General features: G+C 67.0%; 12 protein-coding genes. 6 read left to right on the plus strand and 6 right to left on the minus strand.

From position 1 onward, the window contains the following. Window positions 1–208: 208 nt before the first annotated feature. Window positions 209–676, minus strand: a complete 468-nt coding sequence (locus AB4059_RS10705) for a DciA family protein (protein WP_498979064.1) — start codon at window positions 674–676, stop codon at window positions 209–211. Here AB4059_RS10705 and AB4059_RS10710 point away from each other — a divergent pair. The 3 genes from AB4059_RS10710 (at window position 675) to AB4059_RS10720 (ending at window position 5,466) form a co-directional block, all read left to right on the plus strand. Continuing rightward, on the plus strand, window positions 675–1,607 hold the full coding sequence (locus tag AB4059_RS10710; protein ID WP_498978881.1) for a M23 family metallopeptidase: 933 nt from the start codon (window positions 675–677) through the stop codon (window positions 1,605–1,607). The genes AB4059_RS10705 and AB4059_RS10710 overlap by 2 nt on opposite strands. Before the next feature lie 174 nt (window positions 1,608–1,781). Beyond that, window positions 1,782–4,520, plus strand: a complete 2,739-nt coding sequence (gene secA, locus AB4059_RS10715) for a preprotein translocase subunit SecA (protein WP_498978882.1) — start codon at window positions 1,782–1,784, stop codon at window positions 4,518–4,520. Window position 4,521: 1 nt separating this feature from the next. Further along, window positions 4,522–5,466: a Nudix family hydrolase gene (locus AB4059_RS10720; RefSeq protein ID WP_498978883.1), complete on the plus strand. Its 945-nt coding sequence runs from the start codon at window positions 4,522–4,524 to the stop codon at window positions 5,464–5,466. On the opposite strand, the gene coaE is transcribed toward AB4059_RS10720, so the two are convergent. Genes coaE through pilB form a run of 4 tightly spaced genes read right to left on the minus strand, consistent with a single transcriptional unit; the run spans window position 5,456 to window position 9,975 of the window. Further along, complete coding sequence (coaE, locus tag AB4059_RS10725; RefSeq protein ID WP_498978884.1) at window positions 5,456–6,085, minus strand: dephospho-CoA kinase; 630 nt, start codon at window positions 6,083–6,085, stop codon at window positions 5,456–5,458. The two genes, AB4059_RS10720 and coaE, sit on opposite strands and share 11 nt — an antisense overlap. Before the next feature lie 4 nt (window positions 6,086–6,089). Further along, entirely contained in the window at window positions 6,090–6,953 is an 864-nt protein-coding gene (locus tag AB4059_RS10730; RefSeq protein ID WP_498978885.1) for a prepilin peptidase, read from the minus strand. 5 nt (window positions 6,954–6,958) lie between these two features. Next, window positions 6,959–8,224 (minus strand): type II secretion system F family protein, encoded by a 1,266-nt coding sequence (locus tag AB4059_RS10735; RefSeq protein WP_498978886.1) that lies wholly within the window; start codon window positions 8,222–8,224, stop codon window positions 6,959–6,961. Between the two features lie 26 nt (window positions 8,225–8,250). Continuing rightward, window positions 8,251–9,975: a type IV-A pilus assembly ATPase PilB gene (gene pilB / locus AB4059_RS10740; RefSeq protein ID WP_498978887.1), complete on the minus strand. Its 1,725-nt coding sequence runs from the start codon at window positions 9,973–9,975 to the stop codon at window positions 8,251–8,253. A gap of 120 nt (window positions 9,976–10,095) precedes the next feature. Between pilB and AB4059_RS10745 the strand changes: the two genes are divergently transcribed. Genes AB4059_RS10745 through AB4059_RS10755 form a run of 3 tightly spaced genes read left to right on the plus strand, consistent with a single transcriptional unit; the run spans window position 10,096 to window position 12,882 of the window. Then, window positions 10,096–10,947, plus strand: a complete 852-nt coding sequence (locus AB4059_RS10745) for a glycosyltransferase family 2 protein (protein WP_498978888.1) — start codon at window positions 10,096–10,098, stop codon at window positions 10,945–10,947. Further along, entirely contained in the window at window positions 10,940–12,160 is a 1,221-nt protein-coding gene (locus tag AB4059_RS10750; protein ID WP_498978889.1) for a glycosyltransferase, read from the plus strand. The genes AB4059_RS10745 and AB4059_RS10750 overlap by 8 nt, the downstream gene beginning before the upstream one ends. Beyond that, entirely contained in the window at window positions 12,157–12,882 is a 726-nt protein-coding gene (locus AB4059_RS10755) for a class I SAM-dependent methyltransferase (protein ID WP_498978890.1), read from the plus strand. Before AB4059_RS10750 ends, AB4059_RS10755 begins: the two co-directional genes overlap by 4 nt. Here the strand turns inward: AB4059_RS10755 and AB4059_RS10760 are convergent. Then, entirely contained in the window at window positions 12,872–13,969 is a 1,098-nt protein-coding gene (locus AB4059_RS10760; protein ID WP_498978891.1) for a glycosyltransferase family 4 protein, read from the minus strand. The genes AB4059_RS10755 and AB4059_RS10760 overlap by 11 nt on opposite strands. Window positions 13,970–13,975: the final 6 nt, after the last annotated feature.

Below are 13,975 nucleotides of genomic sequence, written 5' to 3' on the forward strand. Positions count from 1 at the left end.
CGCGAACCCTCACGCCAACCCTCAGCCCGATCCGACAGCGCAGTCACCTCGGTGATCGATCTGTGAACCGGATTGTTCGGTTTAACGCGCTCTTAACGAATTCGGAATGATTCGTTAGCGAATGAGGGGCAAGGGGCGGGGTAGCATCCCCTCCAAGCCGAAACAGGCCTCCCGTGCAAACGTACTCGGGGAGGGCGATCGGCCAGAGTCAGGAGTCTTTGGAACCCGTGTCTTTGGGATCCACGAGGGACGCCAGCGCGGACTGCAACGCTTCTTTCGCAGCCGCCGACATCGTTGTGACTTTCCGTTCCGGTCGCTCAGGTGGTTGGAACGGGTGGGTCGTCGTTTTGACGACCAGCTCAGTCACTTCGAGCCCGAGGGATCGGGCCGCGTCGAGGAGTTGCAGTGCGACGAGCCGCAGTTTGGCCCGCCACAACGGCGCATCCACGACGTAGACGAGCCTGCCGCCGTCGACGTTCGCCACCCGCGCATGCGGAGCGAGCCCGGGGGGCAGGGAAGGGCGCAACCGCTGATCCAGCGCGTCAAGCCACAAGGCACGGCGCAGGGGATCGAAAGCGACGTCCGCGAGCAACGCCTCCATGGGCGCTTGCGGACCCGCGTTTCGATTTGCGCGTGCAGGCTTTGGCTTGCTGGACTTGGGATCCGATATCGACATGAGCTTCAAGATCGTACTGAACAATCGCCACCGACAGCCGACCGGCCTGGTGGGTCGCCTTTCCGACAGCGCGCAGCGCCGTCCGGGTGTCGCCGCCGGCATTCTCCTCGCTTCGGGCCTTGCATTGGGCCTGGGCGCCAGCGTCGGCGTTGCCGGCGCCTACAACGCCCACCTGCAGGCCAAGGTCCACAAGCAGGAAACCGAGCTCGCCGCGACCCGCGCGAACTCGCAACGTGAAATCAACGCACTCGCCGCGCGCCTGGGCGAACTCCAGGCCCAGGCCAACCGCCTCAACGCCCTCGGCGAGCGCCTCACGCGCGCCGGCCAGCTCGACGACGGCGAGTTCGATTTCGAACAGCCGGTCCCGACCGGTGGTGCCGACGCGGTCCGCGACATGCCCCGCGACGAGCTCCAGCGCGAGCTGGCTTCGCTCGAACACGAATATGCGGCGTCGGGCCAGCAGCTCTCCGTGATGGAATCGCTGCTGTTCAACCGCGAGCTCGACCGCAACGCGGTCCCCTCGCGCGATCCGATCGCCAACAGCTACATCACCTCCGGCTTCGGCGGTCGCGCCGACCCCATCGTCGGTGGCCACCAGTTCCACAAGGGCATCGACTTCAAGGCGAAGGTGGGCGATCCCGTGCTCGCCGTCGCCGACGGCGTGGTCTCGTTCTCGGGCGTGCGCTCGGGCTACGGCAACGTGGTGGAGATCGACCACGGCAACGGCTACGTCACCCGTTACGCGCACAACTCGCGCCTGCTGGGCCGCGTCGGCGACCTCGTCCGCGCCGGGCAGCAGATCGCGAAGGCCGGCTCCACCGGCCGTTCCACCGGCGCCCACGTGCATTTCGAAGTGTGGGACAACGGCCGCGTCGTGAATCCGCGCAAGTTCCTGGGCCAGAACGGCAACCGCTCCGCCACGCAGGGCTGATCCGGGGCGGGGAACTCCGAACGCTGCGCCCGGTCACATGCGGGCTTGATAGGCGCAGCGACGGACCCCAGCTACAATGCCGCGTTGCCGTACAAAGGGCGCCCCGCGCCCTTTTTTGTTGCCGGACGCCTCCCCTGGCAGGCCCGGCCCACTTCCCGGAATTGGTGTCCCACGATGCTCAACAGCTTGCTTACCCGCGTTTTCGGCAGCCGTAACGAACGCCTGCTTGGCCAGCTCGGGGGCATCGTCAAGAAGATCAACGCGCTCGAACCGCAGATGCAGGCGCTGTCCGACGCGCAGCTCCAGGCCAAGACGCCGGAGTTCAAGGAACGCATCGCGAAGGGCGAGTCGCTCGACAAGATCCTGCCCGAAGCCTTCGCCGTCTGCCGCGAAGCCTCGCGCCGCGTGATGGGCATGCGCCATTACGACGTGCAGTTGATCGGCGGCATGGTGCTGCACCTGGGCAAGATCGCGGAAATGCGCACCGGCGAAGGCAAGACGCTCGTCGCCACGCTGCCGACCTACCTCAACGCGCTCGAAGGCAAGGGCGTGCACGTGGTGACGGTCAACGATTACCTCGCGCGCCGCGACTCGGCGTGGATGGGCAAGTTGTACAACTGGCTCGGCCTCACCGTCGGCGTGGTGTATCCGGGCATGCCGCACTCGGACAAGCACGGTGCCTACGGCGCCGACATCACCTACGGCACCAACAACGAATTCGGCTTCGACTACCTGCGCGACAACATGGCGCTGGCGAAGGAAGACCGCTACCAGCGCGGCCTGCATTACGCGATCGTCGACGAAGTCGACTCGATCCTCATCGACGAAGCGCGCACCCCGCTGATCATTTCCGGCCCGGCCGACGAATCGCAGGATCTGTACGCCGCCGTCGACGCCATCGTCCCCGAGCTGACGCGCCAGAAGGAAGAGGAAGGCGCAGGCGATTACTTCGTCGACGAGAAGGGCAAGCAGGTCCACCTGTCCGAAGCGGGCATGGAACATGTCGAAGACCTGCTGCGCCAGGCCGGCGTGCTGAAGGGCGACGACGACGCGCTGTACGGCGCGCAGAACATCCACGTCGTGCACCACCTCAATGCCGCGCTGCGCGCGCATGCGATCTACCAGCGCGACGTCGACTACATCGTGCGCGACGGCGAAGTGGTCATCGTCGACGAATTCACCGGCCGCACGCTGCCGGGCCGCCGCTGGTCCGACGGCCTGCACCAGGCGGTGGAAGCCAAGGAACGCGTGCAGGTGCAGCGCGAGAACCAGACGCTCGCCTCGATCACCTTCCAGAACCTGTTCCGCATGTACGGCAAGCTTTCGGGCATGACCGGCACGGCGGACACCGAAGCCTACGAATTCCAGAACATCTATGGCCTGGAAGTCATCGTCATTCCCACGCACCGTCCGATGGTCCGCAAGGATCAATCCGACCTGGTGTTCCTCAACCGCCCCGGCAAGTACCGCGCGGTGGTCAAGGAAATCCAGGAGTGCCACGCCAAGGGCCAGCCGGTGCTGGTCGGCACGACGTCGATCGAGGTGTCCGAGCTGTTGTCCGAGCAGCTGCAGGAAGCCGGCGTCGCGCACGAAGTGCTCAACGCCAAGCAGCACGAGCGCGAAGCGCACATCGTTGCCAACGCCGGTCGTCCGGGCGCGGTGACGATCGCCACCAACATGGCCGGCCGCGGTACTGACATCGTGCTCGGCGGTTCGCTGGAAGCCGAACTCACGGCGCTGGGCGAAGACGCGTCCGACGCCGACAAGGCCCGCGTGCGCGAAGCCTGGCAGCAGCGCCACGAAGCGGTAAAGGCGGCTGGCGGCCTGCATATCGTCGGCACCGAACGCCACGAATCGCGCCGCATCGACAACCAGTTGCGCGGCCGTTCGGGCCGCCAGGGCGACCCGGGTTCCTCGCGCTTCTACCTGTCGCTCGAAGACAACCTGATGCGCATCTTCGCCGCCGACTGGGTGCAGCGCGTCATGGCGCGCATGGGCCTGAAGGAAGACGACATCATCGAAAGCCCGCTGGTGACCAAGCAGATCGCCAACGCGCAGCGCAAGGTCGAGGCCCACAACTTCGACATCCGCAAGAACCTGCTCGACTTCGACGACGTCAACAACGACCAGCGCAAGGTCATCTACCAGCAGCGCGACGAACTGCTCGATGCCGAGAGCGTCGAGGAGAACGTGGCCGGCATCCGCGAGGACGTGGTCGCCGACCTGGTCGCGCGCTTCGTGCCGATCAACTCCATCGATGAGCAATGGGACCTGCAGGGCCTGGACGCCGAACTGCAGAACGAGTTCAACCTCGAGCCCGGCATCGCGACCTTCGTCGCCTCGCGCAAGGAAATCGACGCCGAAGGCATCGCCGCCGAAGTGCAGCGCCGCCTGGAGCAGATGTTCGCCGACAAGCAATCGCAGATCGGCCCCGAGAACATGCGCATGCTGGAAAAGCACATCATGCTCAACGTGCTCGACCAGAACTGGAAGGAACACCTGGGCCGCATGGATTACCTGCGCCAGGGCATCCACCTGCGCGGCTACGCGCAGAAGCAGCCCAAGCAGGAATACAAGAAGGAAGCCTTCGAGCTGTTCGGCGAGATGCTCGAGAAGGTGAAGCGCGAAGTGGTTTCGCTGCTCGCCCGCGTGCGCATCCGCGACGAGGCGGAGATCGCGCAGGCCGAAGCCGCAGAACGCGCGCGCGCCGAAGCGATGGCCCGCCAGATGCAGTTCCAGCACCCCGACATGGGCGGGCTGGGCGCAGACGAAGAGGCCGCGCAGCTGGCCGCCGGCACGCAGACCTCGCTCGAGATGCTGCCGCCCGGTCGCACCGACCGTGTCGGCCGCAACGATCCGTGCCCCTGCGGCAGCGGCAAGAAGTACAAGCACTGCCACGGCCAGCTGGCCTGACATGGGTGGGCCGGTCGAGGTGGTCGCGGGGGTCATCCGCGACAAGGCCGGCCGCATCCTGCTCGCCCGCCGCACCGAAGGCCGCGATCTCGCCGGCCTCTGGGAATTCCCCGGCGGGAAGCGCGAACCCGGCGAGTCGCCCGAAGCGGCGCTCGCCCGCGAACTCCACGAAGAACTCGGCATCGACATCACCTGCGGCGAGCCGGTGATCGCGGTGCCGCAGCGTTACCCGCACAAACGCCTGCGCCTGGACGTGCGCCTCGTCGCCAGTTGGCGCGGCACGGTGAAAGGGCACGAAGGGCAGGCGCTCGCCTGGGCGCCGCCGCACACACTCGGCGCGTATGCGATGCCGTCGGCCGACATCCCCGTCGTCGCCGCGCTGCTGCAACCGGATCGCTATCTCGTCACGCCGGCGCCGAATGGTTCGGATGCGGCGTGGCTCGAGGCTCTCGAAGCCGCGCTCGCGGCCGGCATCCGGCGCGTGCAACTGCGCGCGCCGCATTGCCCGCCGACGCGCTGGGCGTCGCTGGTCGAAGCTGCGGTCGATGCCTGCCGCCGGCACGGCGCCGATGTATTGGTGAACGGCGATATCGCGCTCGCGCAGGCGATGGACATCGGCGTGCACCTGCGTTCGACGCAATTGGCTGCGCTCGATGCGCGGCCCTTGCCGAAGGAACAACGCGTCGGTGCGTCGTGCCACACCCTCGAGGACCTGCGGCGCGCCGAAGCGATCGGTTGCGACTTCGCGGTGCTGGGCCCGATCGCGGCGACTCCGACGCATCCGGAGGCGGTGCCGCTGGGATGGGACGGGTTCGCGGCGATGCGCGAAGAAGTCGCACTGCCGATCTACGCGATCGGCGGCATGCGCTTCGAGGACATCCCGGTTGCGCGCGCACATGGCGCGCAGGGCATCGCGGCGATCCGCGGGTTGTGGGTCAGCGGTTGAACGCAGCCAGCGCGCGGTAGCGCGCATCCAATGCCGCGACGTGCGCATCGAGCGCGTCGATGGTCCCGTCGTTCACCACCACGTCGTCGGCGATCGCAAGGCGCGCCTGCCGGCTCGCCTGCGCCGCGAGCATGCGTTGGGCGAGTACCGCATCGATGCCATCGCGACGCATGACGCGTTCGATCTGGATGTCGCGATGCACGTCGACCACCAGGATCCGCGCCAGCCACGGATAGGCCGCGCGCCCGCCGCCTTCGGCGAGCAGCGGAATCGCGACGATGCAGTAGGGCCCGGACGCGCGCTGCGCATCCTCGTGCAGCATCACGCGGATGCGGGGATGCAGGATCGCTTCCAGGCGTCGACGCGCGGCGTCGTCGCCGAATACGTGGCGACGCAAGGCCGCCCGATCCAGTTGCCCATCGGCCTGCAGGACATCCGCACCGAAGGCCTCCGCGATTTCCGCCAGCGCCGGCTGCCCCGGCGCGACGACTTCGCGCGCGGCGACATCCGCATCGACCACGGCCACGCCGCGTTCGGCGAACGCCGCGGCCACCGCGCTCTTGCCCGAAGCGACCCCGCCGGTCAGGCCGATCGCGAACACCGGGCCGGCGGCGGCCATCGCCTTATTTCAGGCCGAAGAGGGACAGGTAGGCATCGACCATGCGATCGCTCCAGAAGAACGCGATCCACCCGGCGATGGCGAGATAGGGGCCGAAGGGAATCGGCGTCGCGCGATCGCGGCCTTTCATGGCCAGCCACGCCGAACCGATGATGGCCCCGACGATCGAAGACAACAGGATCGTCGGCAGGATGCCCTTGAGGCCTACCCAGGCGCCGATGGCGGCCAGCAACTTGAAGTCGCCGTGGCCCATGCCTTCCTTGCCGGTGAGCTGCTTGAACACCCAGTACACCGACCAGAGCGAGAAGTAGCCGGCCATGACCCCCAGCAGCGCGGCCTTCTGCCCGATGTAGAGGTTTTCCACGCTGGCGATCAGGCCCAGCCACAGCAGTGGCAGCGTGAGTTGGTCGGGCAGCAGGCGCGTGCGCAGGTCGATACCCGCCAGCGACACCAGGAAGCAGGAGAACAGCACCGCGCCGAAGCCGCGCCAGCCGAAGCCGAACTGCCACACGCACGTGAGCACGAGCAGCATCGTCAGTGCTTCGACTAAGGGGTACTGCACCGAGATCGGCGCGCGGCAATGACGGCACTTGCCGCCCTGGACCAGCCAGCTGACGAGCGGGATGTTCTCGTACCAGCTCAGCCGATGCTTGCAGTGGGGACAATGCGAGGGCTCGACGACGATGCCCGGCGGCGGCGGATCGTATTCCTCCGGCTCGCCGAGCACTTCGCGGCTGTCGCGCCGCCACTGCCATTCCAGCCGGCGCGGCAGGCGCAGGATGACGACGTTGAGGAAGCTGCCGAGCGCAAGCCCGAAGGCGGCCGCGGCGGGGAAGCCGAGGCCGGGGTTCTGGTCAAGGAACGCCATTCAGGTCAGACGACCGAGGCGAGCTTGAAGATCGGCAGGTACATGGCGACCACCATGGAGCCCACGATCACGCCGAGCATGACGACGATGATCGGTTCGAGCAGCGAGGCCAGCGCGTCGACCGCGTTGTTGACCTCCATCTCGTAGAACTCGGCCACCTTGTACAGCATGGTGTCGAGCGCGCCGGCTTCTTCGCCGATCGCGGTCATCTGCACCACCATGTGCGGGAACAGGTTGGTCTGCTTCATCGCCAGGTTGACCTGGTAACCCACGGCCACGTCGTCGCGCACGCGGTTGACCGCCTGCTCGTACACCGTGTTGCCGGTGGCGCCGGCGACGGTGTCCAGCGCTTCGACCAGCGGCACGCCGGCGGCGAAGGTCACCGCGAGGGTGCGCGCGAATCGCGCCAGCGCCGCCTCGTGCATGATCTTGCCGATGACCGGCAGCTTGAGGATCACGCGGTCGAGAAAATGCGCGAAGGCCGTCGAGCGTTTCTTGATCATGATGAAGGCGACGATGGTGCCGCCGATCACGCCGAAGATCGCCCACCACCACTTCACCATGAACTCCGAGAGGTTGATCACGAGCATGGTGAAGGCTGGCAGCTCGGCGCCGAAGTTGGCGAAGACTTCCTTGAACTGCGGGACCACGAACACCAGCAGGATCGCGCTGACCAGCAAGGCCACCGCGACGACCATCGCCGGGTAGAACATCGCCTTCTTGATCTTGCCCTTCAGCGCTTCGATGTTTTCCTTGTACGTGGCGACCGTGTCGAGCACGGTGTCGAGCACGCCCGCCGATTCGCCGGCCTTGACCAGATTGCGGTAGAGCTCGTCGAACTGCACCGGATGCTTGCTCAGCGACTCCGACAGCGACGAGCCGCTTTCGATGTCGGTGCGGATGGTGTTGACCAGGTCGCGCATCTTCGGGTTCTTCTGGCCGCCCGAGATGATTTCCATCGAGGTCACGATCGGCACGCCCGACTTGAGCATGGTCGCGATCTGGCGCGAGAACACCGCGATGTCCTTGGGCGTGATGCGCTTGCCGCTGCCGCCGAAGAGCGGCTTGGTCTTCACCTTCACCACCGTCGGGGTGATGCCCTGCTTGCGCAACTCGGCGCGCACCAGGTTGGCGTTGCGCGCGGCCGACTCGCCCTTCATCTTCACGCCGCGCTTGTCGTTGCCTTCCCACACGAAGATGGGCATGGCCTCCTGGCGCCTGACGGCGGGTTGCTTGGCGGCGGTACGTGCTGCGTTCTTGGTCACGGCCATGCGGCGTTCCCCCAATCCCTGTCTCGTTAGTCTTTCGTCACGCGGTTGATTTCCGCGAGGCTGGTCACGCCGTTGCGCACTTTCATCAGGGCGGATTGACGCAGGTCCCGCACGTTGGAACGTTGCGCGGCTTCACCGATCTGCATGACGTTGCCGCCCGAGAGGATGATTTCCTGGATCTCTTCGGTCATCGGCATGACCTGGTAGATGCCCGTACGGCCCTTGTAGCCCTCGGTGCAGTCCTGGCAGCCCACCGCCTCGTACATCTTGAAGCCGGCGTGGATCTCGTCGGCGGTGAAGCCTTCGGCCAGCAGCGCGTGGTCGGGCAGGTGCACTTCGCGCTTGCAGTCGTGCAGCCGGCGCGCCAGGCGCTGGGCGATGACGAGCGTCACCGACGAGGTGATGTTGTAGGGCGCCACGCCCATGTTCATCAGGCGCGCGATGGTCTGCGGCGCATCGTTGGTGTGCAGCGTGGAGAGCACCATGTGGCCGGTCTGCGCGGCCTTGATGCCGATCTCGGCGGTTTCCAGGTCGCGGATTTCGCCGACCATGATCACGTCCGGGTCCTGGCGCAGGAACGAACGCAGCGCCGCGGCGAAGGTCATGCCGCGCTTGACGTTCATCTGCACCTGGTTGATGCCGGGCACGCGGATTTCGACCGGGTCCTCGACGGTGGAGATGTTGCGCGTTTCGTCGTTGAGGATGTTGAGCGCGGTGTACAGCGACACCGTCTTGCCCGAACCGGTCGGCCCGGTGACCAGCACCATGCCGTAGGGCTTGAGCACCGCGTTGACGAACAGTTCCTTCTGGTCTTCCTCGTAGCCCAGCTTGTCGATGCCGAGCTTGGCGGCGCCGCCGTCCAGGATACGCAGCACGACCTTCTCGCCGAACAGCGAGGGCAGGGTGCTCACGCGGAAGTCGATCTGCTTGGACTTGGACAGGTTGAGCTTGATGCGGCCGTCCTGCGGCACGCGCTTCTCGGCGATGTCCAGCTGCGACATGACCTTCAGGCGCGCGGCGATGCGCGAGTGCAGCTTCACCGGCACCCGGGCGACCTGCTTGAGCAGGCCGTCGATGCGCAGGCGCACGCGGTATTCGGTTTCGTAGGGCTCGAAGTGGATGTCCGAGGCGCCGCGGCGGATCGCGTCCACCAGCACCTTGTTGATGAACTTCACGACCGGCGTGTCGTCGCCCTTGGCGTCGACGCCCGAATCGTTGGAGAGGTCTTCGTCCCCGCCGGTGGTCTCGAGGGTGTCGAGGCCTTCGCCGTCGCCCATCTCGTTGGCCAGGGCGTCCGCGTTCTCGAGCCACTGGTCGATCGTGCGACGGATCTTGTCGTCGTCGACGAGGATGGGCTCCACCGCCAGGTTGGTGTGGAACTTGATCTCGTCCAGCGCGTGGCTGTTGGTGGGATCGGACAGGCCCACGAACAGGCGGCCGCCGCGCTTGAACAGCGGCAACACGCCGTGCTTGCGGACCAGCTCTTCGCTCACCAGCTTGATGGCCGACTGGTTGGGGTCCAGCGCGCTCACGTCGAAGATGGGCATGCCGAACTCGGCCGAGTTGGCCGCGGCCAGCTGGCCGGAGGTGACCAGCTTCTTCTCGGCCATGAACAAGGCGAGCGGCTTGCGCTCGCGGGTGGCCTGGTCCATCGCCTCGCGGGCGCGGGCCTCGTCCAGCACGCCGTCCATGACCAGTCGCCGGGCAATGCCCGTGATGCCCACCAGATTGGCGGTCGCAACGGTCGCCATTTGATCTATCCCCCAATACTTGTGCCGAAGATACCGCAAACCCCACGTCACACAACGGATGCCCGTCGCTATTCCGGTCGTTCGCGGACTTGTTAACCTGTACAGGTCAGTGGAGTGGCCATGCGCATCTCGATCATCCTTCCGGCCAAGAACGAAGCCAACGGGCTGCGGCAGACCCTGCCCGGCCTCAAGGCGGCCTATCCGGAAGCCGAAGTCATCGTCGTGGACGACGGTTCGACCGACGAAACGGCGGCCGTGGCCGTCGAAAACGGCGTGCGGGTCCTGTCCTCGCCCTATTCGATGGGCAACGGCGCGGCGATCAAGCGCGGGGCCCGCGCGGCCTCGGGCGAGATCCTCGTGTTCATGGATGCCGACGGCCAGCACAACGCCGGGGACATCGCCAAGCTGCTCGAACGCCTGGACGCCGGCTACGACATGGCCGTGGGCGCGCGCAACGCCGGCGGGCAGGCCAACGTAGGGCGGGGGGCGGCCAACGCCCTGTACAACCGGCTGGCGAGCTGGATGACCGGCCACCGCATCGCCGACCTCACCTCGGGCTTCCGCGCGGTGCGCGCCGAGCGCTTCCGCGAGTTCCTGCACCTGCTGCCCAACGGGTTCAGCTACCCGACCACCAGCACGATGGCCTTCTTCCGCAGCGCCTATCCGGTGGCCTACGTCCCGATCGACGTCGCCCGCCGGATCGGCCGTTCGCACATCCGTCCGCTGCGCGATGGCGCGCGCTTCCTGATCATCATCTTCCGCATCGCCACGCTGTATTCGCCGCTCAAGCTCTTCGCGCCCACGGCGCTGGGCTTCGGCGTGCTCGGGGTGCTGTATTACGCCTGGAGCTTCGCGAAGTACGGCCGTTTCACCAACATGAGCGCGCTGCTGATCAGCGCGGCGGTGGTGGTGTTCCTGATCGGGCTGGTGTCGGAGCAGATCACGGCGCTCACCTATCGCCGCGATGACTGATCCGCGCCGCGCTTCTTCGAAACCGACCGTCCTCGTCCTGGCGTCCACCTACCCGCGGTGGGCGGGCGACGTCGAACCGGGCTTCGTGCACGAACTCTGCAAGCGGCTGACGAGGCGCTTCAACGTGATCGCGCTGGTGCCGCATGCCGAGGGCGCGCGGTCGGGCGAGGTCGACGGCGTCGAGGTCGTCCGTTATCGCTACGCGCCCGCGCGCCTGGAAACGCTGGTCTACGGCGGCGGCATCGCGGCCAACCTGCGGCGTTCGAAGTGGAAGCACCTGCTGTTGCCCTCCTTCGTCGGCATGCAGTGGCTCGCGGTGACGCGCCTGCTGCGCACGCGGCGCATCGATGCGATCCACGCGCACTGGCTGATCCCGCAGGGGTGGGTCGCCCGCAAGGCCACGCGCGACGTGCCGTACCTGGTGACCTCGCACGGCGGCGATCTGTTCGGCCTGCGCGGCAAGTTCCTCGAGTCGATGAAGCGCGACGTCGCCAAGGGCAGCGCCGCGATGACGGTCGTGAGTTCGGCGATGGCGAACGAAGCGCGCCGCATCGGCCTGGCCCCGCCGCGCCTGGACATCCTGCCGATGGGCGTGGACCTGCGCGAACGCTTCGTGCCTGACGCCGCTGTGCCGCGCGAAGCCGACGTGTTGCTCGCCGTCGGCCGCCTCGTGCCGAAGAAGGGCTTCAATTTCCTCCTAGCGGCGATGCCCGCGATCGTGCGCGCGCGCCCCAACGTGCGCCTGGATATCGCCGGATTCGGGCCCGAGGAAGCGGCGCTGCGCGCGCAGGCCGAACTCCTGGGCGTGACGCAACATGTGCGTTTCCTCGGCGCGATGCCGCAGGACAGGTTGCCTGCGCTCTACCGCGCTTCCACGCTGCTCGTCGCGCCGTTCGTGCGCGACGACGCGGGCGACCAGGAAGGCCTGCCCGTCGTGTTGATGGAAGCGATCGGCTGCGGCTGTCCGGTCGTCGTCGGCGATGTCGCGGGCGTCGACGATCTGCTCGGGGAGATGAAGTCCGAAGTCTGCGTCGACCCGCGCAATACCGAACAACTCGCGGACGCCATCATCGCCGCACTCGGCGACCCGGCCGCGCTCGCGCGCCGTGCCGAAGCGATCCGCGCCATCGCCGCCTCGCGCGTGGACTGGGAGCACATCGCCACCGCCTACGGCCACCTCATCGCGCATTGCATCGAGCACCCCCGCGCGTGAACACCGCCGTCCGCCAACCGCACATCGCGCCCGACCTCGCTTCGCGCAGGCCGAAGGCGGAGAAGATCCTGCGCCTGCTGGACCTGCAGCCGCGCGCCACCCCGTATCGCGTGCTCGAAGTCGGCACCGGCAGCGGCGGCATCGCCCATTTCCTCGGCACGCATCCGACCATCGCCTGCGATGTCACGTCGGTCGATGTCGTCGACCTGCGCATGGTGCATGACGGGTACGCGTGGCAGCGCGTCGAAGGCACCACGTTGCCGTTCGCCGACGACGCATTCGATGTCGTCATCACCAACCACGTGATCGAACACGTCGGCGAACACGCCGAACAATTGCACCACCTGCGCGAATGCCGGCGCGTGCTCGCACCGCAGGGGCGTGGCTATCTCGCGGTGCCCAATCGCTGGGGCGTCGTCGAGCCGCACTTCCACTTGCCCTTCCTGAGCTGGTTGCCGCGTGCGTGGCGCAGCGCCTACGTCCGTGCGATGAAGAAGGGCGAGGCCTACGACTGCGAGTTGCTCACGCTGCCGGGCATCGAAGCGCTGTTTGCGCAAGCCGGCCTGCACGCGCGCAATGTCGGTGTCGAAGCCTTGCGTGCGACGCTCGCGATCGAAGGCACGCGCGGTGTATTGCGCAAGTGCGTCGCCGTCGTGCCCGATGGGGTGTGGCGCGCGCTGTCGCCGTGGATCCCGACGCTGATCTACCGCTTCAACCGCTGACCAGTCGCCGCATCGTCGGCTCGATGGCGCCGATCACTTCGCTCCAGTCGCGGATCGGCACGTCGGCCTTGCGCGGATTGCACAGCTGCATTTCGAGCTTGTCGGCGAGGTCTTCGGCGTTGCCCGCCTGGTAGAGGAACTGCGGCATGTCGGCGAACAGATGGTGCATCGCACCGACATCGCCCACGACGACGGGCAAGTCGCACGCCAGCATTTCGTAGGCCTTCTGCGGGAAGCAGTAGCGCCCGAACTCGGTGTCGAGGATGCAGATCGCACCGACGTCCAACGCGCCGAAAACCTGCGCGACGCGCTCATGCGGCAAGGCACCGAGCGAATGCACGCGATCCCCCGTCGGCGGCGGAAAGCCGTGCGGACCGGCGAGCACCAGATGCAGGTTCGGCATGCGGCGCTCGAGGATCGCCCACGCCGCATACAAGGCTTCGATGCCTTTCTCGCGATTGAGCCCGCCCGCGGTGCCGACGAGCAACGCATCCTGCGGCAGGCCCAGCGCCGCGCGGCACGCGGCGCGATCGCGCGGATGGAACACGGCGCGATCGATGGTGCTCGGCATCGCGATCACCTCGCCCTTCGCGCGGTACTCGTCGACGACCAGTTCGCGCAGGGGTTCGCTCGTCGTCAGCACGAGATCGGCCTTGCGCGTGGCCCAGCGCAGCAACGAGACGAAGCCCGGGATCTTCGCCTGGCCGAAGCCTTCGAAGTTGTCGTACAGATCGACGACCAGCGGCACGCGCAACTTGCCCTTCAACCATGCGCCGAGTGCGACATGCGGAATGTCGGTGCCGGCGATGATCAGATCCGGTTTGAACTTGCGCAGCGCACGCAGCATCCGCCACGGATACGTCGGCAGGCCCGGCATCGCCGGTTCCGAATGCCAGGTCAAGCTGCCGGGCGCAGCGTCATGCGTCCACGTACCTTCCTCGCGTTCCTTGCGGTAACTCAGGCACCACGCTTCCACTTGATGCCCGTGCGCGGCGAGTTTCGCGGGAATCTCGTACACGCGCGCGTAGCGGTCCAGGACCACGTCCTTGCTCATGTAGCGGCGCTTGCACAGGTACGCGATGCGCATCGTTGC

The organism is Lysobacter sp. 2RAF19 (assembly GCF_052115395.1).
Lineage (GTDB): Bacteria > Pseudomonadota > Gammaproteobacteria > Xanthomonadales > Xanthomonadaceae > Noviluteimonas.